Annotated in this window: 20 protein-coding genes; 2 read left to right on the top strand and 18 right to left on the bottom strand. The window is 67.1% G+C overall.

The features are described 5' to 3' along the window. Positions 1-8: 8 nt before the first annotated feature. Both EBN1_RS14215 and EBN1_RS14210 read right to left on the bottom strand, forming a co-directional pair. On the bottom strand, positions 9-554 hold the full coding sequence (locus EBN1_RS14215) for a cytochrome b (protein ID WP_011238660.1): 546 nt from the start codon (positions 552-554) through the stop codon (positions 9-11). A gap of 36 nt (positions 555-590) precedes the next feature. After that, entirely contained in the window at positions 591-1,469 is an 879-nt protein-coding gene (locus tag EBN1_RS14210) for an NmrA family NAD(P)-binding protein (protein ID WP_011238659.1), read from the bottom strand. 105 nt (positions 1,470-1,574) lie between these two features. Here EBN1_RS14210 and EBN1_RS14205 point away from each other — a divergent pair, with 105 nt between their 5' ends. Beyond that, the gene (locus EBN1_RS14205) at positions 1,575-2,495 is read left to right on the top strand and encodes a LysR family transcriptional regulator (protein ID WP_011238658.1); all 921 of its coding nucleotides are present in this window, start codon (positions 1,575-1,577) and stop codon (positions 2,493-2,495) included. Positions 2,496-2,538: 43 nt separating this feature from the next. On the opposite strand, the gene EBN1_RS14200 is transcribed toward EBN1_RS14205, so the two are convergent. Beyond that, entirely contained in the window at positions 2,539-3,252 is a 714-nt protein-coding gene (locus EBN1_RS14200; protein WP_011238657.1) for an ABC transporter ATP-binding protein, read from the bottom strand. A gap of 5 nt (positions 3,253-3,257) precedes the next feature. Beyond that, a complete protein-coding gene (locus EBN1_RS14195; RefSeq protein ID WP_041647360.1) occupies positions 3,258-3,962 on the bottom strand; it encodes an ABC transporter permease in 705 nt (234 codons plus the stop codon). Positions 3,963-4,154: 192 nt separating this feature from the next. On the opposite strand from EBN1_RS14195, the gene EBN1_RS14190 reads away from it, so the two are divergent. Further along, positions 4,155-4,964, top strand: a complete 810-nt coding sequence (locus tag EBN1_RS14190) for a DUF502 domain-containing protein (protein WP_241762736.1) — start codon at positions 4,155-4,157, stop codon at positions 4,962-4,964. Positions 4,965-5,136: 172 nt separating this feature from the next. On the opposite strand, the gene EBN1_RS14185 is transcribed toward EBN1_RS14190, so the two are convergent. The 14 genes from EBN1_RS14185 to EBN1_RS14120 form a co-directional block, all read right to left on the bottom strand. Beyond that, a complete protein-coding gene (locus tag EBN1_RS14185; protein WP_041646407.1) occupies positions 5,137-5,439 on the bottom strand; it encodes a hypothetical protein in 303 nt (100 codons plus the stop codon). Between the two features lie 17 nt (positions 5,440-5,456). Further along, the gene (thiS, locus tag EBN1_RS14180) at positions 5,457-5,708 is read right to left on the bottom strand and encodes a sulfur carrier protein ThiS (protein ID WP_041646405.1); all 252 of its coding nucleotides are present in this window, start codon (positions 5,706-5,708) and stop codon (positions 5,457-5,459) included. Positions 5,709-5,754: 46 nt separating this feature from the next. Further along, complete coding sequence (locus tag EBN1_RS14175) at positions 5,755-7,029, bottom strand: NAD(P)/FAD-dependent oxidoreductase (protein ID WP_011238653.1); 1,275 nt, start codon at positions 7,027-7,029, stop codon at positions 5,755-5,757. A 114-nt stretch (positions 7,030-7,143) separates the two neighbouring features. Then, the gene (locus tag EBN1_RS14170) at positions 7,144-8,994 is read right to left on the bottom strand and encodes an aldehyde ferredoxin oxidoreductase family protein (protein WP_011238652.1); all 1,851 of its coding nucleotides are present in this window, start codon (positions 8,992-8,994) and stop codon (positions 7,144-7,146) included. Positions 8,995-9,008: 14 nt separating this feature from the next. Beyond that, complete coding sequence (locus tag EBN1_RS14165) at positions 9,009-9,485, bottom strand: 4Fe-4S dicluster domain-containing protein (RefSeq protein WP_011238651.1); 477 nt, start codon at positions 9,483-9,485, stop codon at positions 9,009-9,011. Positions 9,486-9,728: 243 nt separating this feature from the next. After that, positions 9,729-9,914: an NF038104 family lipoprotein gene (locus tag EBN1_RS14160; RefSeq protein ID WP_011238650.1), complete on the bottom strand. Its 186-nt coding sequence runs from the start codon at positions 9,912-9,914 to the stop codon at positions 9,729-9,731. Positions 9,915-10,059: 145 nt separating this feature from the next. Next, positions 10,060-11,175, bottom strand: coding sequence for an ACR3 family arsenite efflux transporter (gene arsB, locus EBN1_RS14155; RefSeq protein ID WP_011238649.1), 1,116 nt, complete (start codon positions 11,173-11,175; stop codon positions 10,060-10,062). Positions 11,176-11,193: 18 nt separating this feature from the next. Next, positions 11,194-13,014: an arsenical pump-driving ATPase gene (gene arsA, locus EBN1_RS14150; RefSeq protein WP_479682060.1), complete on the bottom strand. Its 1,821-nt coding sequence runs from the start codon at positions 13,012-13,014 to the stop codon at positions 11,194-11,196. Further along, a complete protein-coding gene (gene arsD, locus EBN1_RS14145; protein WP_011238647.1) occupies positions 12,987-13,343 on the bottom strand; it encodes an arsenite efflux transporter metallochaperone ArsD in 357 nt (118 codons plus the stop codon). The genes arsA and arsD overlap by 28 nt, the downstream gene beginning before the upstream one ends. Positions 13,344-13,370: 27 nt before the next feature. Beyond that, the gene (locus EBN1_RS14140; protein WP_011238646.1) at positions 13,371-13,850 is read right to left on the bottom strand and encodes an arsenate reductase ArsC; all 480 of its coding nucleotides are present in this window, start codon (positions 13,848-13,850) and stop codon (positions 13,371-13,373) included. Continuing rightward, entirely contained in the window at positions 13,847-14,221 is a 375-nt protein-coding gene (locus EBN1_RS14135) for an ArsR/SmtB family transcription factor (protein ID WP_011238645.1), read from the bottom strand. The genes EBN1_RS14140 and EBN1_RS14135 overlap by 4 nt, the downstream gene beginning before the upstream one ends. 182 nt (positions 14,222-14,403) lie before the next feature. Next, the gene (locus tag EBN1_RS14130) at positions 14,404-15,435 is read right to left on the bottom strand and encodes a TRAP transporter substrate-binding protein (protein WP_011238644.1); all 1,032 of its coding nucleotides are present in this window, start codon (positions 15,433-15,435) and stop codon (positions 14,404-14,406) included. Between the two features lie 566 nt (positions 15,436-16,001). Then, positions 16,002-17,405: an MFS transporter gene (locus EBN1_RS14125; protein WP_011238643.1), complete on the bottom strand. Its 1,404-nt coding sequence runs from the start codon at positions 17,403-17,405 to the stop codon at positions 16,002-16,004. 285 nt (positions 17,406-17,690) lie between these two features. Continuing rightward, positions 17,691-19,739, bottom strand: a complete 2,049-nt coding sequence (locus EBN1_RS14120) for a helicase-related protein (protein WP_049780377.1) — start codon at positions 19,737-19,739, stop codon at positions 17,691-17,693. Positions 19,740-19,796 lie beyond the last annotated feature (57 nt).

Below are 19,796 nucleotides of genomic sequence, written 5' to 3'. Positions count from 1 at the left end.
GATTTTCCTTAGCGGACCCGTTCGAGTACCGGCAGCATGCGGGACAGCGTCCTGTCCCGGTCGATGAAATGGTGCTTGAGCGCGGCGGCGATGTGCAGCCCGACCAGCACCAGCAGCGTGTAATTGAGGATTTCGTGGGCTGCCATGAACAGCTCGCCCAGCTCCTTGTTCTTGCCGACGAGGTCGGGCAACGGCAGCACGCCGAGGAAGACGACCGGAAAGCCTTTCGCCGAACTCATCAGCCAGCCCGTCACCGGCACCGCGACCATCAACGCATACAGCAGCAGGTGCGTCGCCGCGGCGGTTTTCTGTTGCCACGTCGGCGCAGGCAAGGGCGCAGGCGGCCTGTGCGCGAGACGCACGACGAGGCGCGGCAAAATCAGCAGCAGCACCGCCACACCGAGCCACTTGTGATACGAAATGAGCTGCAGCTTCAATGGCGACAGGGGCAGATCGTGCATGTAGACGCCGAGCGGGAACGCAGCGAGCATCAGCGCGGCCATCAGCCAGTGCGCGGTGCGGGCGGGTACGGTGTAATGGGGCCGTGAAGGCATCGTGTTCTCTCCTTTGGCGTGCAGTGCGGTGCGCGCCTAGCGGCGCGGCGGGCGGAAGAATTCGGCGACGAGGCAATCGACCGATTTGGGCGGGTGGCCGACGAGCGCGGCGAAGTCGGTGGTCGTGCGGGCAAGGCGGTTCCCGGCGATCGAGGCGTACAGGGTCGCGAGCGTACGGGCAGTCGCCGCCGGGATGTCCCCGGCTTCGAACACCTCGACCGCGGCGTCCGGAGGCACCGCTTCGTAACGCAGCGTCCTGCCGACCGCGGCAGCGACTCGGGCGGCGAGGTCACAATAATCATGGGCGGTCTGCCCGGTCAGCTCATACGTCTGCTTCTCCAGGCGTGGCGCGGCGGCCGCCGAGGCAATCGCTTCCGCCAGTTCGTTGCGTGACAGATAGCTCACTTTGCCGTCCCCCGCCGGGAGCCGCAGCACACCGGTCCGCAGCGCGGCGGCGAATTTCATTGGCAGGAAATCGCCATAAAGGCCGTTGCGCAGCACGGTGCAGGCGAGGCCGGACGCGGCGAGATCTGCTTCGGCCGCCGCATGCATCCGGGCGAAGGAGGATGGCGACTTCGCGTCCGCATCGAGAAAGCTCGTGTAGCAGACGCGCTGTACGCCCGCAGCCGCGGCAGCTTCGATGGCGTTGCGATGGCGGGCGATGCACAGGTCTTCCGGCCCGTCGGTCGACACCAGCACCAGGCGCTCGACGTCGGCGAACGCTGCGGACAGGGTTTCACGGCGGTCGAAATTCGCGTGCCGCACCTCGACGCCGCGCGCCGCAAAGTCGGCGACACGTTCCGGGTCCTGCACGCTGACGGCGAGTTGTCCGGCGCCCCCTTCGGGAAGCCGGACCGAGAGCCACTGGACGATACGCCGCCCCAACTGCCCGCTCGCCCCTGTCACCAGAATCACCGTGCCCTCCTCTCATGTCGCGAGTTTCAAGCGGCATACTTTAGGCGATTGATTAGTATCGAAACAGGCGCTATTTTCAAATTCTTTGTTGCGATCAGGAAAACAATGGACCGTCTGCAGGCAATGGATGTCTTCGTTCGGGTCGCCGAAGCCGGCAGCTTCACCGCCGTCGCGGATTACCTCAACGTCGCGCGCTCGGCGATCACGCGGCAGGTCGCCGGGCTCGAAGCGCACCTCGGCACGAAGCTCCTCGCCCGCAGCACGCGGCGCCTGAGCCTCACGTCATCGGGCGCCGCGTACCTGGAAAAATGCCGCGAGATCCTGGCGATGGTCGAAGCGGCCGAAGGCGATCTCGCCGGCGAGAAGCGCGCGCCGCGCGGGCCGATCCGCATCAGCGTGCCGATGAGCTTCGGCATTCGCCACCTCGTGCCGCTGATTTCCGACTTCATCACGACTTACCCCGAAGTCACCGTCGACCTCGAATTCACCGACCGGCGCGTCAACTTGATCGAAGGCGGGCTGGACTTCACGGTGCGCATCTCGCAGCACATCGACCCGACGCTCGTCATCCGCCGCCTGAGCACGAGCGAACTCACCGTCGTCGCCGCGCCTGCATACCTCGACCGCCACGGACGCCCGCAACACCCGGACGAATTGCTCGCGCACCACTGCCTGACCTACACGCTCGCGCCGTCGTCCGGGTGGAGTTTCCGCATCGACGGCGAACACCGCACGGTTCCGGTCAAGGGACGCCTGCAGATGAACAACGGCGACGCGCTGCTCGAAGCGGCGATCCGCGGCCTCGGCATCACCAACCAGCCGACTTTCCTCAGCGCGCAGGCGGTGCAGGCGGGCCTGCTCGAGGAAGTGCTGGCGGACTATTCGGCCACCGAACTGCAGGTCTACGCGGTGTTCCCCGGCAGCCGCTACGTGCCGCATCGCGTCCGCGTGCTCGTCGATTACCTCGCGGAGCGGCTCGGACCGACGCCGTACTGGACTCGCGCCGTGCCGCGCGTCAGCGCCTGAGCGACTGCAACCGGCGGGGAATCCCGTTGGCGCACCGCACGGCTCAGAAATTCATCCGCCACGGCAATTCGCCCTGGATGAACAGGCGCGCCTCCTCGGACGCCGGCTTCGCAAAGAATCGCTGCACGGGCGCGTGCTCGCGCACCCGCCCGGCGCTCATGAAGACGACGTCGTCGCCGAGGCGCGTCGCCTGGCCGAGATTGTGGGTCGCCATCAGGATGCGCGTGCCGTCGGTGCGGATCTCGCGCACGATGCGCTCGACTTCGGCCGTCGCCGATGGGTCGAGGCTCGCGGTCGGTTCGTCGAGCAGCAGCAGGCGCGGCGCAGTGACCCACGCGCGGGCGAGCGCGAGGCGCTGCTTCTCGCCGCCCGACAGGTAACGCGCGCTGTCGGCCTCACGCCCGCCGAGCCCGACGCGCGCGAGCACCGTCGCAGCGCGGCGATGGCGTTCGCCGCGCCCGATGCCATGCGGCTTCAATGCAAGCGCGACGTTTTCCAGCACCGATGCGCGCAGCATCATCGGGTGCTGGAAGACCATCGTCACGCCGAACTTCGGCGGCACCGATCCGCCCCAGTCGATCGTCCCGCCGCTCGGCTCGATGAGGCCACACAGCGTGCGCAGCAGCACGCTTTTTCCCGCGCCGTTCGGCCCGAGCACCAGCGTGATGCCATCGCCGGCAAGTTCGAGATCGACGCCGTCGAGCACTGCCCGGCCGTTCGGCTGGAAACGCAGGCCGCGGATCCGCAGCGGGAACATTGCGCTCATCCGTACCGCCGCATTGCCCAGCCGCGCATCGCGAACGCGAACGCGTTGAGCGCGAGGATCACGACGACCAGCACGACGCCTAGCGCGATCGCGAGCGGCAGGTCGCCCTTGCTCGTCTCGAGCGCGATCGTCGTCGTCATCACGCGCGTCGCGCGGTCGATGTTGCCGCCGACGATCATCACCGCGCCGACTTCGCTCATCGCCCGTCCCAGTCCCGCCAGCACCGCGACAACGAGCGAATGGCGGCAGTCGTACAGCAGCGTCGTCACGCTCTGCCACCACGAGAACCGCATCATGCGCAATTCCTCGGCATAGCGCTGCCAGGCGTCCTCGATGACCTGGCGCGTGATCGCCGCCATCAGCGGAATGACCAGCAGGCTTTGCGCGAACACCATCGCGGCCGGGGTGTACAGCAGCCCGTAATCGCCGAGCGGGCCGGAGCGCGACAGCAGCAGATAGACGACGACGCCGACGACGACCGACGGCGCGCCCATCAACCCGTTCATCAGCACCGACAGCGTGTGCTTGCCGGGGAAATTGCCGATCGCCAGGCACGCCCCCAGCGGCAACCCGAACAGCATGCCGATCAGCACTGCACCGCCACTGACGCGCAGCGACAGCACGACGATCTCCGCGACGCGGTCGTCGAACGTGGCAAGCAGTGAAAACGCTTCGGAGAAAGTCGCGGCAAACAGGGACATCGGCGGGAGGATAACGGAACGGCGGCGTTTCGACATCGCCCGGGCCTTTCTCACGGGGCCGTGACGAATATCTTCCTTCGCAAAGCAATCGGAACGCGGGCGACAATACAATATCGAAGCTGGCAACGACGAACCGAACCGGCCGTTGCGGGCATGCGCAGTGTCCGGGGCGCCGCTCGGGCGGCACGCGAAGTGGGAGGACAGGGAGATTCACTCGACAACGATCGACGCTCGCCGCCGCGCGGCGGCCACGGCCGCACTGATGCCGCGAGCCGGGGGGAACCCGAACGCGCGTGGCGCGACGCGATGACCGCCGAGGATCCGGCTTTTCTGCATCCCGGACGCGCGAGCCGTCATTTCGGCCGGCGCGTGCTGATCGGATTCTTCACCGTCGCGCCGCTGTGGGTGACCTGGCTCGTGTTCGACTTCCTCCTCGGCATCCTCGCCGCGATGGGAACGCCGCTGCTGCGCGCGTCCGCACGGCTCGTCGAGCCGATTTCGGAAACCCTTGCCGCGTGGCTGCTCGACTCCGACTTCCAGAAGCTCGTCGCAGTGCTGCTGACGCTCGCGAGCCTGTATGCGATCGGCGTGATGGCCTCGCTCGTGATCGGACGCAAGCTGCTCGACGCCGCTGAAGCGATGCTCGCGCGCCTGCCGCTCGTGCAGACGATCTACGGCGGCACGAAGCGCTTCCTGCAGACGCTGCAGAAACCGCCGGCCAAAGGTCAGCGCGTCGTCCTGATCAGCTTTCCGACACCGGAGATGAAGACGATAGGCTTCGTGACGAAGGTGATGCGGGACACGACGAGCGGCGCGGAGCTTGCGGCAGTCTACGTGCCGACGGCACCGAACCCGACTTCAGGCTATATAGAAATCGTCCCCCTCGCCGACGTCGTGCAGACGGACTGGACGATGGAAGAGGCGATGACTTTCGTCATGACCGGCGGCACGACCGCTCCCGACCGGATCCGTTTCAACAATCCACCCCAGGCAGGCAGTTGAATGGAAATTCGAACCCGGCTCCGACGCCTGATCCCGAAGCGAGAGACCCTCGTCGCCAATCGGTGGCTGCGCTGGCTGACGCCTTGGCTCGGCCGCCCCGCGCTGTAGCACTCGCTCGGCGTCGTCATTGCTTGCTGCGCTCGTCTGAAGCGCTGTCGCCGAGCTGCGGCGCTCAGCCGCCGCCGCGCTGCATCGCGCGGTCGAGCGCCACGAGCAACGCACGACGCGTTGCCGGGTCGCCGCCGGCGAAGCGATAGCGCACGACGACGACCGGCAGCTCCAACAGGCCGAGCCGTCGCATGCCGCGCGATTCGATTTCGATGTCGAGCCACGTGCGACCTTCCCGCACGCGGAATCGCCCGGGGGCGAGCGTCTCGACGCCGGCAGGCCACGCCTTGCGCAATTCGCGCTCGAATTGCTGCGGCGACGCGGTGACTTCGCGCTCGAACTCATCCGCGATCGGCGCGAGTCCCAAGTCCGTTCGTCCCGCGCTCAACCGCCGGCGATCGGCGGCCACACCGCGAGCTCGTCGCCGTCGCCGAGCCGGTGCGTCGCGCGCGCAGCCGGTGGCACGAAGTGGCCGTTGACGAGCACGAGGTGCGCGCGGCCTTCCGGCACCCGGAAACGCCCGATCAGCTCCGAGACCGTCGTGCCTTCCTCGACGTCGAGTTCGATGCGGTTGCCGTCCCGCTCGGGCGGGAGGTAGTCCGTCAGCGACGCGAAGAGCTTGAACGCGACCCTCATCCCGCGCTCCCCCCGGGCGCACCGCCGCACCCACGCAATGCGCCGATCATCGCACGAGCGCCATCGGTTGCTGCGAGCGCGCGATGTACGCATCGACGAACTGCAGCGGCGAATGCAACAGCCGCTCCTTCCACTCGCCGAGGCGCACCCTGCCGTGGATCAGGCCGCGCAGCGCGCCGACGTGCTCGGTCAGCCCGATCGAGGTCGCGCCGATCAGCACATCGTCCTTGAACTGCAGGCTCAGGTAGCGGTACGCCGCTTCGTCGACGTGTTCGACGCCCGCCCCGCCGCGCTCGCGTTCCTCGCCCCACCATTGCCCGAACGACGACGAGATCAGGCCGAGCGTGTCGAGCACGTTGATCGCGAGCACGCCTTTCAGGCGCGCCTCGTGCCCGGCCATGTTGAGCGCGGCGACGCGCGCCTGGTCGGCTGCGTTCGGCTGGATCGCGGCAACGAGATGCGCACCGGTGAAGAGGTCCGGCGCCTCGGCGACGTCACCGGCGGCGAAGATACCGGGAACGCTGGTTTGGAGCCGGTCGTCGACGAGCACGCCTTTCGCGACATGCACCGGCGTCGCTTCGAGGAACGCGATGTTCGGTGCGACGCCGGCGGCGACGATGACGAGATCGGCGACGACGACTTCGCCGGTCGACAGCGTCACGTCGAGCGGCGCGTCGTTGCTCGCGCGGCAGTCGATGCGGCTGACGCCGGCGTTCGTCACGACACGCACGCCCTGGTCCTCGACCCATTTGCGGATCATGCCGCCGGCGGTCGGCGTCATCATCCGCGGCACCATGCGGTCGCCCATCTCGACGACCGTCAGTTCGACGCCGCGCGCGGCGAGCGCTTCCATGATGATGCAGCCGATGAAGCCTGCGCCGAGCTGCAGCACGCGTGCCCCGGGGGTCGCGAAACGGGCGATCGCGCGCGCGTCCTCGAGCGTCCAGCAGGTCTGCACTTCCGGCAGATCGATGCCCGGGATCGGCGGACGCACCGGGTGCGAGCCGGTCGCGATCAGCAGCCGGTCCCAGGATTCGAAGTGGCCGTCGTCGAACAGGATGCGACGCCGCTCGCTGTCGAGCGACACCGCGCGGCCGCGCATCTCGTGGATGCGCAGGCGGTCGAAATGGCCGGGCGACTTGCGCAGCCATGTGCCGGACTCGTCGATGTTTCCTTCCAGCAGGTAGGGGATCGCCATGCGCGAATACGGCGGCGCGTCTTCGCTGCCGAAGAGCAGGATGTCGTCGGTGGGCGCGGCGCGGCGCAGGGTTTCGGCGGCAATCACGCCCGCCGGGCCGTTGCCGAGTATCACGTGTTTCATCGGGAGAGTCCTCGTTCGCGTCGGGTAGCGGGGCGACGGGCAGCCGCGTAAGCGGGAGGCGGCGAGGCGATCCGGGCAGGACGCCTCGCTCCCTCCCGGCGAATCATCCGGCGGTCAGGACAGCCCCAGCCGGGACAGTGTTTCCGGCGTCGGCGTGCCTTCCGGGGTCCAGCCGCGCACGCCGTAGTACTCGGGCAGCATCTCGGCGAGGCGATTCACCATGCCTTTCGCAGGCCCGCTCTTCGCCGGTTCGCTCGTGAGGCGCGGCGGCAGATTGTCGTCCTGCGCGCCCAAGCCGGCAGCGTTGTTGAACTGACGCTCCATGTTCCAGATGCGCTCTCCGACCGTAGCGAGCTTGTCCATCGACCAGTCGCCGTCGCAGGCCGCGGCGATCTGCGGCTGCACGTCGGCGAGCGTCCACGCGAACGATGTGAACACGCAGATGCCGGCCGAATCGAACACTGCCGTCGCGTCCTGGAACGCCTTGACGAGCTCGGCCTTGCCCTCGATGACGTGCGGGTCGGTCTTGACCGGCACGCCGAGCACTTCGGAGGCGACCGTGTAGCCGCGCAGGTGGCACGCGCCGCGGTTCGACGTCGCGTACGCGAGGCCCATGCCCTGGATGCCGCGCGAGTCGTAGGCGGGGAATTCCTGGCCCTTGACGCTCATCGACAGCTCGGGGTGACCGTATTTCTCGCACAGGCGCTTCGAGCCGAGGCCGATCTCCTTGCCGAAACCTTCGCCGGTCGCGGTCATCTCGGCGAGCTTCGCGAGCGCATCGGCCGAGCCGAACGGCGCGTCGAGGCCGATTCTCTCCTTCGTCAGCACGCCCGTCTCGTACAGCTCCATCGCCGCGCCGACCGTCGCGCCGAACGAGATCGGGTCCATGCCCTGCTCGTTGCACAGCAGGTTCGCGTACTGCAGCGCTTCGAGGTCACCGACCCCGTTCGCCGCACCGAGCGCCCACGCCGCCTCGTATTCGAGCCCGCCGGATGCACCCCAGTATTTCGGGTTGTTCTTTACCGTGAAGTGCGTCTTGTCGATTGCCGAGATGCGGCCGCACGCGATCGTGCAGCCGAAGCATGCGGCGTTCGTCACGAGCTGCGGCTTGCCGTCGCTCGGGCGCTTTTCGTGCATCGCCTCGGCCGAGATCTTCGACGCGTCCTCGAACTGCACGTCGCGATGGTTGCGCGTCGGCAGCGCGCCCATCTCGTTGATGACGTTCATCAGCACCTGGGTGCCGAATTTCGGCAGGCCCTCGCTCGTCACCGGGTTGCCGGCGAGCACTTTCTTCGCCTCGCTCGTCGCCCTGACGAACCCGGGAAAGTCGCGGATGCCCGAAACACCTTTCGTGCCACGGATCGCGACCGCCTTGAGGTTCTTCGAACCCATCACCGCCCCGACGCCCGAACGCCCCGCCGCGCGGTGGAGGTCATTGACGATGCACGCGAACATCACCTGGTTCTCGCCCGCGCGACCGATCGACGATACGCGGATCAGCGGGTCCTGGTGCTGCGCGCGGATGCTCTCCTCGGTCTCCCAGCAGCTCCTGCCCCACAGGTACGATGCATCGCGCAGTTCGGCGCGCTCGTTCTCGATGAAGAGGTACACCGGCGTCGGCGAGCGGCCTTCGAAGATCACCATGTCCCAGCCGGCGAACTTCATCTCGGCGCCGAAGAAACCGCCCGAGTTCGAACAGGCGATCGCGCCGGTCAGCGGTCCTTTCGTGACTACCGTGTAGCGCCCGCCGGTCGAGGCCATCGTGCCGGTCAAGGGGCCGGTCGCCATGATCATCTTGTTGTCGGGCGACAACGGATCGACTTTCGGATCGGTTTCGGAGACGAGGTATTTCGTTGCCAGACCGCGCGACCCGAGGTATTCGTCGGCCCACTGCATGTTCAGCGGCTCAGGCGTGCACGTGCCTTCGGCGAGGTTCACCCGCAGGACCTTGCGATTCCATCCCATGATGTCCGCTCCTCTCAAGCCGCCGAGGCCGGCGTGTTGGCTTTCGCCGCCCAGGCCTGCATCCGCGCGAGGCCCGTCCAGTCGGCATCGATGTAGGTGATCGCCGCGGTCGGACAGGCTTTCGCGCACGCCGGATCCCCCTCGCACAGGTCGCATTTCTGCACCTTGCCGGTGTCCTGGTTGTAGTTGATCGTGCCGAACGGACAGGCGATCGTGCAGACCTTGCAGCCGACGCAGGTGTCTTCGAACACCATCTTCGCACCGGTCGTCAGGTCGAGCCGGATCGCATCGACCGGACAGGAGTGCAGGCACCACGCTTCGGTGCACTGCGTACAGGTGTAGGGCACTTTGCGCCCTTCGTGTTCGAAGCTGAAGACCTTGATGCGCGACTTGCTGGGATTGATGACGCCGGTGTGTTCGTAAGAGCATGCCATTTCGCACTGCAGGCAGCCGGTACACTTGGCGGGGTCAATGTGAAGCGATTTCCACATCGAGGATTTCCTCCGGGCTGGGACACGTTTTCGGGACTACGAGCATCGCCAACGGGCTTTCGACTGCCTGGCGCCGAGCGGTCCGGCTGCGGGCGCTTCCGTTCGCCGATCCGGCTTTTGCTTTCCCGAAAGTAGCACCGGGGCGGGGCCTAAGCAATCTGTTTTCCCGACGCCGCGCAAGGGAGTGCACGACGTTCCTGCCCAGACTCCGGGGCCCGCGTCAGGACGCCCGGCGCCGGCCCTTCAATCGTCATCGTCCTCGTCGTCGCCATCGGGCAGCACTGCTTCGACGCCAGCGCCGACGACCTTGGCGCCGACTTTCACCGTCGTCGCGACGACCGACACCGCTGCGTCGGCAACAGCGAAGACAGCGCAGCCGCCGGTCAGCAAAACAGCCGCGGTCAGCGCAGCCAGCAGGATCGCTCTCATGGATTGCCTCGGAAAAACCGCATCATGCATCGAACCCGAGCGGTCGCGGGCGGCGCAACGAAGATTCGTGCAGCGGCGAAACTATGCGGCCCCACCACCCCGGCGACAATCGGCATCCTGGGGAGTGGCGCGAATCCAGCGCGATTCAACGCGATGGGCGACGAGGCACCACGACGGCGAGGCTGGCGGCCCCGGCGCCCGCTTCGTACCAGCCCTTGCTCGCATTGACCATGCGCACCAGCCACAGCATGACCGGCACCTCGATCAGCACGCCGACAACGGTCGCCAGCGCTGCGCCCGAATCGAAGCCGTAGAGGACGATCGCGACCGCGACCGCCAGTTCGAAAAAGTTCGACGCGCCGATCATCGTCGAAGGACCTGCCACCCTGTGCGCGACTCCCAGCCTGCGGTTCAGCCAGTAGCCGAGCGCGGCGATGAATATTGCCTGCAGCAGGATCGGCACCGCCAGCATCGCGATGACGAGCGGCTGCTCGATGATCGCCTGTCCCTGGAACGAGAACAGCAACACCAGCGTCGCCAGCAGTGCAACGATCGAAACCGGGCCGATGCGCTCCATCGCGTGACGGAAAGCCGGCTCACCGCGGGCGAGAAGCCGCCGACGCACGAACTGCGCGATCGCCAGAGGGATGACGATATACATCACGACCGACAGGAACAGCGTCTCCCACGGCACCGGAATCGATGACACGCCCAGCAGCAGCGCGACGATCGGCGCAAAGGCGAACACCATCACCAGGTCGTTGAGCGCGACCTGGCTGATCGTGAAGTTCGCATCGCCCCGGCACAGGTTGCTCCAGACGAAAACCATCGCCGTGCAGGGCGCCGCGCCGAGCAGGATCAGCCCGGCGACGTAGCTGTCCAGCTGTTCGGCCGGCAGCCACGGCGCGAACACATGGCGGATGAAGATCCAGCCGAGCAGCGCCATCGTGAACGGCTTGACCGCCCAGTTGACGAACAGCGTCACGCCGATGCTGCGCCCCTGTGCGCGCACTTCGTGCAGTGAGGCGAAGTCGATCTTCATCAGCATCGGCACGATCATCACCCAGATCAGCACCCCGACCGGGATATTGACGTGCGCCATTTCGAGCCGTCCCACCGCTTGGGCCGCCGCCGGCAGGACCTGCCCCAGCACCGTGCCTGCGACGATGCACAGGAACACCCAGACGCTGAGGTAACGCTCGAATCGTCCGAGCGGAACGCATGCCTCGTTTTGCGCCATCACTTCACCTTGCGCGGACATGACAAGCGCTGCCTCCCTTCAATTCGCATGATTTCCCGCCAGCGCCCGCAGCCGCCCGATTCCGGTCGGCTCGTCGGCTTGCATCGCAACGAGCGCGAGCCGCTTCGCGTGATGCTCGCGCACCGCCTCGATCTGCGCCCATTCCTGCCCGGCGCGCCGGCGCAGCATCGGTGCCGCGGTCGTCGTCGCGGCCAGACTGTTGTTGATGATCCACGCCCACGGCTCGATACCGGCGCGGCGCAGATCGGCCTGCAGGCTCGCGGCCTCGAGCACCGGGGTCGTCTCGGCGAGGGTCACGACCAGCACTTTCGTCTGCGCGGGGTCCTGCAGTTGCATCATCGGCGTCGTGAATTGCGCAACGCCGCTCTTGTCCATGTGGCGCGCCACTTCGCGGTGATACGCCCCGGCCGCGTCGAGCAGCAGCAGCGTGTGGCCGGTCGGCGCCGTGTCCATGATCACGAACTTGCGCCCGGCCTCGCCGATGACGCGCGAAAACGCCTGGAACACCGCGATCTCTTCGGTGCAGGGCGAACGCAACTCTTCTTCGAGCAGCGCCCTGCCTTGGGCGTCGAGGCTCGCGCCGCGGGTATCGAGCACATCGCGACGGTAGCGTTCCGTCTCCGCCTGCGGATCGATGCGGCTGACGGTGAGGTTCGCCAGCGAGCCGTCGAGCGTGTCCGCGAGGTGCGCTGCCGGGTCCGACGTCGTCAGATGCACCGGGAAGCCGCGCTGCGCAAGCTCCACGGCGATCGCCGCCGCCAGCGTCGTCTTGCCGACACCGCCCTTGCCCATCAGCATCACCAGCCCATGACGATCGGTGGCCAGTTCATCGACGAGGCTCGCCAAGTCCGGCAAGGCGGGGCGATCGTCCGGCGCAGCGGCGGGGGCCGAGGCCTGCGCTGCCGCCTCGGTGCTGCCGAGCAAGGCCCGCAGCGCCGGCAGGCCGACCAGGTTGAACGGCATCAGCGGCACGCGGTCGGTCGGCAGATCGCGCAACCCGGCAGGCAGCTCGTCGAGCGCCGCCGCTTCGCGCCGCAGCACCGCCGCCGCCAACGCGTCGTCCGCAGCCGCTTCCGCGGCGGGCAATACCCCGTTGATGACGAGGAACTGCCGTGCGAGACCGATCGCCGCGAGCTCGACATGCGTGCGGGCGACTTCGCGCAGCGTCGAAGCCTGGGCGCGCGCGACGAGCACCAGCCGCGTGCGCGCCGGGTCGGCGAGCGCGCTGACCGCCGCGCCGTACTGCTCGCGCTGCTTGTCGAGCCCGGCCAACGGGCCGAGGCAGGACGCTCCGTCGGTATTGTTCTGCAGGAAACCCGACCATGCGCCTGGCAATTGCAACAGGCGGATCGTGTGGCCGGTCGGTGCGGTGTCGAACACGACGTGGTCGAATCCGGCCGTCAAGGCCGCATCCGTGAGCAGGCCGGTGAACTCGTCGAACGCCGCGATCTCGGTCGTGCACGCGCCGGACAACTGTTCCTCGATACCGCGCACGACGGCCTCGGGCAGCACGTCGCGCACCGGACCGACGATGCGCTCCCGATAAGCCTGCGCAGCGGCCTGCGGGTCGATCTCGAGCGCCGACAGGCCGGGCACCGCCGTCAGCGGCGTTATGCGGTTGCCGATTTCCTGTTCGAATACCTGCGCAACGTTCGACGCGGGGTCGGTGCTGACGAGCAGCACGCTGCGTCCGGTCGCCGCAAGGTGGATCGCGGTCGCACACGCGAGCGAAGTCTTGCCGACGCCGCCCTTGCCGGTGAAAAACAGGTAACGCGGAGGCTGGTCGAGGAAACGCATCGCGATTCCCGCGCTCAGCAGCAGCGGCCGCCGCTGCAGCACTCGCTCGCCGGCAACGGCGTGAGCTTCGCCACTCCCGCCCAGCGCGCCAACTCGCTGCGAGTCGGGTAGCGCCCTGCGAGCGCCATCTCGCCGTCGACGAGCACCAGCGGCAGCGCGTCGGCGCCCGAACGCTCAAGGAAGCCTTTCACCACCGCGTTCCCGGCGAACGCGAGCGGCTGCTGGGCGAGGTTGTAGCGCTCGATCGCGATGCCCTCCTGCTTCGCCCACTCGACGTCGGTGGCGAAGTTCACGAGCTGCTGGTCGACATCGGTGCCGCACACACCGGAACTGCAGCACAGCGCGGGATCGAAGATCTGGATCGTGGTCATGACGAATTCCTTGAAAGTTGAACGGGGTCAGGCAGCGATGTGCCCGATGCGCTCGAGCCCCGCGCGGAAGGCGGGCGGATCGCGTCGGGCAAGGTTTTCGGGAAGCGCGAAAAACGCTTCGATGCGGGCACGCAGCGTGCGGTAGGCATGTTCGAAGGCGGCGTCGATCCGGGCATCGCTGCCGCTCGCCTGGGCGGGATCCTCGACGCCCCAGTGCGCACGCACGACCGGTCCGAGATAGGCGGGACACGTTTCACTGGCTGCGCTGCCACACACGGTAATGACGATGTCGGGCGTAACCGGAAGGCCGTCCCACGACTTGCTCGACAGCCCTTCGGTCGAGATCCCTTCGCGCGCCAGCAGCGCGAGCGCGCGCGGGTGGACATACCCGGCAGGGCGGCTACCCGCGCTGATCGCTTCCAGCCCGTGCGGGGCGAGCGCGTTGAACGTGGCTTCCGCGAGAATCGAGCGGCACGAGTTGCCGGTGCACAGGAACAGCACTTTCATGCCCGGGGCTCCGTACCGGTGCCCCGGCTGCCGGAGCAGTCCGCAAGCTGCGCCTCGACATCACATACCGCCGCACAGCGCTCGGGGACGCCGGCGCAGCAGTTTTCGGTGAGGAAACCGATGACTTCGGCCATCAGCGAAAGATTCGCCCGGTAGCGCAGAAAACGCCCCTCCTGTTCCACGGTGAGCAGGCCTGCCTGGGTGAGCGTGCGCAGGTGGAAAGACAGGCTGCTCGGGGCGACGTCCAGTGCCGACGCGATCTCGCCGGCGACAACACCTGTCGGCTCCGCCTTGACGAGCAGTCGAAACACATCCAGCCGCACTCCGGACGAGAGACTCTCGAACACTGCAAGCGCTGATTTCTGGTCCATGGTTCTACATTTCCACTAGTTTCGAAACATTGTAGAGCAGCGAATGGCGAGCCGTCAATTCGGGAACGGATCAGCATGAAAAGGGCAAGGAGCTGGCTCCCTGCCCGTCCGGATCAACGGCCTTCGTTTCGGCTGCGTCGGCGACTGCTTACTGCCGCGCTTGCGCACGCACGGCAGGCTCCTCAGTTGTCGAGAAGCGCCCTGGCTTCCGCAAGGAGCCTCTGCCCATCGTGGCCTTTCGCCGTGACTTCGCTGACCCACTCCATCGCGACCCCGTCCGACGCCTTCTGCCACTTCTTCACTTCGTCCGCAGGCACCATGTAGAACGTGTTCTTGTGATCCACGCCCGACTGGCGCCCGGTCAGCGTCGCCTCGTCAAAAACCTTGCCCGCCCACGCGGACATGTCGGCCCCGCTGTTGGCGTCGATGACTTTCTTCAGTTCCGTCGGCAGGCTGTCGTATTTCGCCGGATTCATCGCCAGCACGAAGGTCGTCGTCGACAACAGCGGCATCGTCGGGTCGGTCTCGCTGTGATACTTCACGATCTCCTGCGCCTTGATCGCCGGCACCACTTCCCACGGCATCATGGCACCATCGATGACACCTTTGGCCAGGCTCTCCGAGACCTGGGGCATCGGCATCGGCACCGGCGTCCCGCCGAATGCGGTCACCATCCGGGTGGCGAGACGGGTCGGGGCACGCAGTTTCATGCCATTGAAATCCTCCATCGTCCTGATCTGCTTCTTCGTCGTGTGCAGCGCCATTCCGGCAATGACATGGAACATCAGCGGCCGTATGCCACGATATTCGTCCGTCGCGTTTTTCGTCGCATAGGCCCACAACGCCCGGCTCGACTTTTCACCCGAAATACCCATGAACGGCAGTTCGAACACCTCGGACACGAGGAAGCGCCCCGCCTGGTACCCGGGAACCGCCCAGACGATGTCGGCGACGCCATCCTTGGCCTGATCGAACAGTTGCGCTGGCGTTCCCCCCATCTGCATGGCCGGATAGATCTGGCATTTCAGCCGGCCTGCGGATTCCGCGCCGATCTTTGCACACCACGGCTCGATGAGTTTCACCTGGGCATTCGACGACGGCGGCAGAAAGTGGTGCAGGCGCAGCGTGACGACGTTGTCCCCTTGCGCGTGGGCGGCGCCGAACGTCATCAGGACGGATGCGAAAAGCGGTGTGAGCACGTTGCGAGTCTTCATCGTTTTTCCTTTCTACAGGTGGGATAACCGGCTTCGGCCGTGGCCGACCGTCCGAACCGGGTGCAGCGGAACGACCAGGGAAACAGCAGCAAAAGAACTGCGGATCGGCCGCTCCCCGCCCCACATCCGCGAAAGGTTCGCACCGACGATGGCCTGTCGGCCAATGGGTGCGAATGATGGTTCACTCATTGAAAGTTGTCAAACGCGATTGACGGCAACCCTTCAGGTACTACCATTCAGAACGTCATGCGAGCCGGGGCCGGGTATCTGCCGTGGTGATGGCCTGTCCGCACGAGGCGCGCGCTATCGTTCACGAGGCGAAGTTTGCATGTCGGGCGCGCGGAGCTTCGGCGACGTCGACGGCCCCAACAGCAACGTGAGCGGGCTGCTCGCCGAGAGGCAATCGTCGGATACACGAGGCACTCGGCACCAGGCCGGGCGTGTATTACATCCGGGACAAAGGGTGAAGGCGGCGAGGAAACGCCCTGCCTGTGACCGGCAGCTTCCGCAACAGCAGGAAGACCCGGCCCCGCCGGAAGGCGAAGTCCGGGCCCGGCCTTATACGATCAGGCGTAGCCTTTTGCCGTCGCCGCGGCAGGCGCGGCAGGCGCGGCGACAGGCGGCTGTGCGTTCACGCTCGGGATATGGCGTTTGACGAGCGCCAGCGCGACCAGCGTCAAGACCATCGTGAAGCCGAGCATCGACAGGTAGGACGACGCGCCGCCGGAGGTGATGACCGCGGCCCCCGCGAACGAGCTCAGGATCGCACCAAGCCGGCCGAAGGACAGCGCCGACGCAGTGCCGGTGGCGCGCACGATCGTCGGGTAAACATACGCGCACAGCGCATACATCGTTGCCTGCACGGCGATGACGAACATGCCGTGCACCCCGAGGCCGATCATCAGCCAGGTTCCGTTCTCGGCGATATCGACGTACTTGAGCAGGAACGCGCTCGCGGCGGCGCCGATGGAGCACAGGATCAGCGGCCAGCGCGAGCCGAAGCGCGTGATCGCGACCGCGCAGCCCAGCGAGCCGACGACGCCGCCAAGGTTGTAGGCAGTCAGACCGGAACTGGCCAACGCCGCGGGAAGCCCTTCGGACGCAAGCATCGCGGGCAGCCAGCTGAACGCGGTATAGGTCGCCAGCATGACCATGAAGAATCCGCACCAGATCGCGAGCGTGTCGCGTGCCAGTCCCCCGGCGAACAGCGAAGCGAATCCGGCGCGCTGTTCAGCCGCCCGCTCTGCCGCATCGACGAAAGTCGTGTCGGGGCTGGTCGGACGGGCCATGCGGGCGAGCAGTTTCTTCAGCGCGGGCCAGTGATTCGGCTTGCGGGCGAGATAACGGGGCGACTCGGGAAGCGTTGCGAGCAGCACGAAACTATACGCGATCGGCAATGCGCCGCCGATCCAGAACAGCCCGCGCCAGCCGAACACCGGAAGGATTGCGCTCGCGAACAGGCCCGCGAGCATGCCGCCGAGCGGGTAGCACACGATCGTCGAGGTGACTGCGAGAGTCCGATGACGCGCGGGCGTGAACTCGGCCGTCATCGTCGAGGCGCTCGGCAATGCACCGCCGATCCCCAGGCCCGCGATGAATCGCAGCAACGAGATCGTGACCACGTCGGGCGCGAAACCGATCGCACAGGTCGCGATGCCGAACAGGAACACGCTCGCGGCGACGACCAGCCGCCGGCCGATCCGGTCGGCGACGATTCCGGCGCAGGCGCTGCCGACCGCCATGCCGACGAGCCCCGCCGCCACCGCCGGCGCAAACGCCGCGCGGGTGATGCCCCACTCCTTGATCAGCGCCGGGATTGCAAACCCGATCAGCTGTCCGTCGAATCCGTCCATGACGATCGCGAACGCAGCGAGCATGACCGCGAGCATCTGCATCGACGTGAAGGGGCCGTGATCGAGGATCCGGCCGATGTCGACGGGCGCCCCGCCGGGCGACGATTTCTGCAGCATGAACTTGTCTCCGTTGAATTCCTGATCGCGTGCCGTTTTGATTTCATGCTCCGCCGCGTGCGCTCGCAGCGCGCCGCACGACCTCCATCGGGAGGCCTCGCTGGAAGCAGCCCGGATGGGACGGCCCAAAACGGGCGGAACAATAGCAGTTGGTTTGGTGGGAATCAAGCAGTTGCAGATACAACTTTTTTGCCGTCACAGCGGAAATGCAGGGTAGCGGGCACCCCGGCATTCACTGCAGACTGAATGCGGACGGGCGCATCCGACCGCGTGGCCGGATACCGCTCATCCTCCGGTGCGCGTGCGCCCCTCTCGTCGATCGCCTCGCGATGCGAGGCCGCGGCGAACGCGCCGGGCGGGAGTCGGAGTGCGTTTCTCGTCGCGCCGCCGGCCGTGCTGGCGGGCGAGCATCTCGTCCACCGTCTCCGACATGCTGCGCGCGAGCGCCACCGCCGCTTCGGCATCGGGGTAGTAATCGGGCAGGCGGTAGCCGAGCCACGCATACGCCGAGTACTTCTTGCACGCGTCCTCGGCCGCCTGCAGCGCGTAGCGCATGTCGCCGACCGGTTCGATCGACAGATGCGAACTACGCTCCTTCGCCAGCGCCCGCGCCCATCCCTGCCACGCCTGATTGAGCGTTTCGACCCGCGTCGACACCGGCACGAGCGACAGCGTGAAGCGGTGCTCGAGCGACAGCGGCAGGGAGTCGAGCCATTGCGCGCGCTCGGTCTGCTCGCTGAGGTCGCCGGGGAGAAAGAAGTCGTCGGTGAGGTCGATGTTGCGCGAGAACAGTTCGAGCAGCCGCGCCAGCGTGTGCTCCCCGGTTGCCGCGGCGATGCTCTTCACATGCCGTAGCGATGGAGTGACGTAGAAGCCGCGGTTCGACAACGGGTCGGCCGGCGTTCGCATCAGGCGCGAGATGATGCGGTGCGTATGGTCGTCAAATCCGGCCACGAGCCCCGCCTCATGCAGGCCGAAACGCCCCGCCCGGCCGGCGATCTGGTGCGTGAGCCACGGCGCCAGGATGTCCTCGGAGATGCCGTCGAACTTCTTCGCGGTGGAGAACACGACCCGCGCGACCGGAAGATTGAGTCCCATGCCGATCGCGTCGGTCGCGACGACGATGTCGGCCTCGCCGTCGCGAAAGCGCTGCGCCTGCGCGCGACGGACCTCGGGCGAGAGGTTGCCGTAGATCGTCGCGACGCGAAACCCGGCCGCGGCGATGTTCGTCGCCCAGTTGAGCACGTCACGGCGCGAGAACGCGATGACGGCGTCGCCGCGGCGCAGCTGGCCGATGCTGCCCACGGCGCGTGGCGCCATCTCGAGCGGCGACTTGCGCGCGAGCGTGGTCACTTCGAGCTCGCAGCCCAGGCGCTCCGCGAGCGCCTCGACCGCCGGACGCGCCGACAGCGCGCCGAGCAGATACACGGTCTTCGCCGCCGCCCCGCACACGGCAGCGGTCCAGGCGGAGCCGCGCTCGAGGTCCTCGAGCATCTGGATCTCGTCGATCACCGCGACTTCGACCGCGCGCGATGTGTCGAGCATCTCGATCGTGCTCGCGACGTGCGTCGCGCCGGGCGTGAGGCGGCGTTCCTCGCCGGTCACCAGGCTCACCGCGACGCCGCGGTCGGCGAGACGCTCGTAGTTCTCCAGCGCGAGCAGGCGCAGCGGCGCGAGGTACACTCCCGTCGCCGCCTGCGCGAGCGCTTCCATCGCCTGGTGCGTCTTGCCGGAGTTCGTCGGCCCGAGGATCGCGACGAAGCGCCGCCGCATCATGAAGGCGGTCTCGAACGACTCGGGGTAGCGGGTGAGCTGGACCGTGCCGCGCGCGACTTCGGCAAGCGTCTCGGCGCGACGGCGCGACGACGCTTCGGCGAGCCGGTCCTCGACGATGCGAAAGCGCCGGCTCGCCAGCTCCTTGCCGGTTTCGAGCGCGCGCAGAAAGCGCGCTCCGGCCAGCCCCTCGGCTTCGGCCTCGCGCAGCACACGCGCGACAAAACGGTGCACCTCGCTTTCGAACTCGGCGACCGAAGCCTCGTTGAGCCGCTCGCGGACCAGCGCCAGATGACGCTCGGCAGCGAGCTTGCGCCACTTCTGGACACGGGCGAGGACGCCGCGCTCGGGCACGAGGCGGAACGGATAACGGCGACCATCGACCTCGACATTGCCGGCGACCTCGATCGCGACCGCGCCTTCGTTGTGCACCAGCCGGGCGCCGAATCCCTGCAGGTAGGCGTGCAACTCGCGGGCGACGTCGAGCAGCGCGTCGTCGCCTTCCGGGTCCTGCCCGGCCGGAACGATCGCTTCGGGATCGATGAAGAAGTTCTCTTCCAATTTGTTCGACTCGGTCAATAACGACACAAACTTCGTGGCGGCAAGCCCTGCGCACCG

It is taken from the genome of Aromatoleum aromaticum EbN1, from assembly GCF_000025965.1.
GTDB classification, from domain to species: domain Bacteria; phylum Pseudomonadota; class Gammaproteobacteria; order Burkholderiales; family Rhodocyclaceae; genus Aromatoleum; species Aromatoleum aromaticum.
This window is presented reverse-complemented; position numbering and strand designations above follow the sequence as displayed.

What these genes read in the sequence shown, in the direction of transcription:
- EBN1_RS14215 (WP_011238660.1), bottom strand. Translation starts at nt 554, where the DNA reads ATGCCTTCACGGCCCCATTACACCGTACCCGCCCGCACCGCGCACTGG.
- EBN1_RS14205 (WP_011238658.1), top strand. Translation starts at nt 1,575, where the DNA reads ATGGACCGTCTGCAGGCAATGGATGTCTTCGTTCGGGTCGCCGAAGCC.
- EBN1_RS14200 (WP_011238657.1), bottom strand. Translation starts at nt 3,252, where the DNA reads ATGTTCCCGCTGCGGATCCGCGGCCTGCGTTTCCAGCCGAACGGCCGG.
- EBN1_RS14195 (WP_041647360.1), bottom strand. Translation starts at nt 3,962, where the DNA reads ATGTCCCTGTTTGCCGCGACTTTCTCCGAAGCGTTTTCACTGCTTGCC.
- thiS (WP_041646405.1), bottom strand. Translation starts at nt 5,708, where the DNA reads ATGAGGGTCGCGTTCAAGCTCTTCGCGTCGCTGACGGACTACCTCCCG.
- EBN1_RS14175 (WP_011238653.1), bottom strand. Translation starts at nt 7,029, where the DNA reads ATGAAACACGTGATACTCGGCAACGGCCCGGCGGGCGTGATTGCCGCC.
- EBN1_RS14170 (WP_011238652.1), bottom strand. Translation starts at nt 8,994, where the DNA reads ATGGGATGGAATCGCAAGGTCCTGCGGGTGAACCTCGCCGAAGGCACG.
- EBN1_RS14165 (WP_011238651.1), bottom strand. Translation starts at nt 9,485, where the DNA reads ATGTGGAAATCGCTTCACATTGACCCCGCCAAGTGTACCGGCTGCCTG.
- EBN1_RS14160 (WP_011238650.1), bottom strand. Translation starts at nt 9,914, where the DNA reads ATGAGAGCGATCCTGCTGGCTGCGCTGACCGCGGCTGTTTTGCTGACC.
- arsB (WP_011238649.1), bottom strand. Translation starts at nt 11,175, where the DNA reads ATGTCCGCGCAAGGTGAAGTGATGGCGCAAAACGAGGCATGCGTTCCG.
- arsD (WP_011238647.1), bottom strand. Translation starts at nt 13,343, where the DNA reads ATGACCACGATCCAGATCTTCGATCCCGCGCTGTGCTGCAGTTCCGGT.
- EBN1_RS14140 (WP_011238646.1), bottom strand. Translation starts at nt 13,850, where the DNA reads ATGAAAGTGCTGTTCCTGTGCACCGGCAACTCGTGCCGCTCGATTCTC.
- EBN1_RS14135 (WP_011238645.1), bottom strand. Translation starts at nt 14,221, where the DNA reads ATGGACCAGAAATCAGCGCTTGCAGTGTTCGAGAGTCTCTCGTCCGGA.
- EBN1_RS14130 (WP_011238644.1), bottom strand. Translation starts at nt 15,435, where the DNA reads ATGAAGACTCGCAACGTGCTCACACCGCTTTTCGCATCCGTCCTGATG.
- EBN1_RS14125 (WP_011238643.1), bottom strand. Translation starts at nt 17,405, where the DNA reads ATGCTGCAGAAATCGTCGCCCGGCGGGGCGCCCGTCGACATCGGCCGG.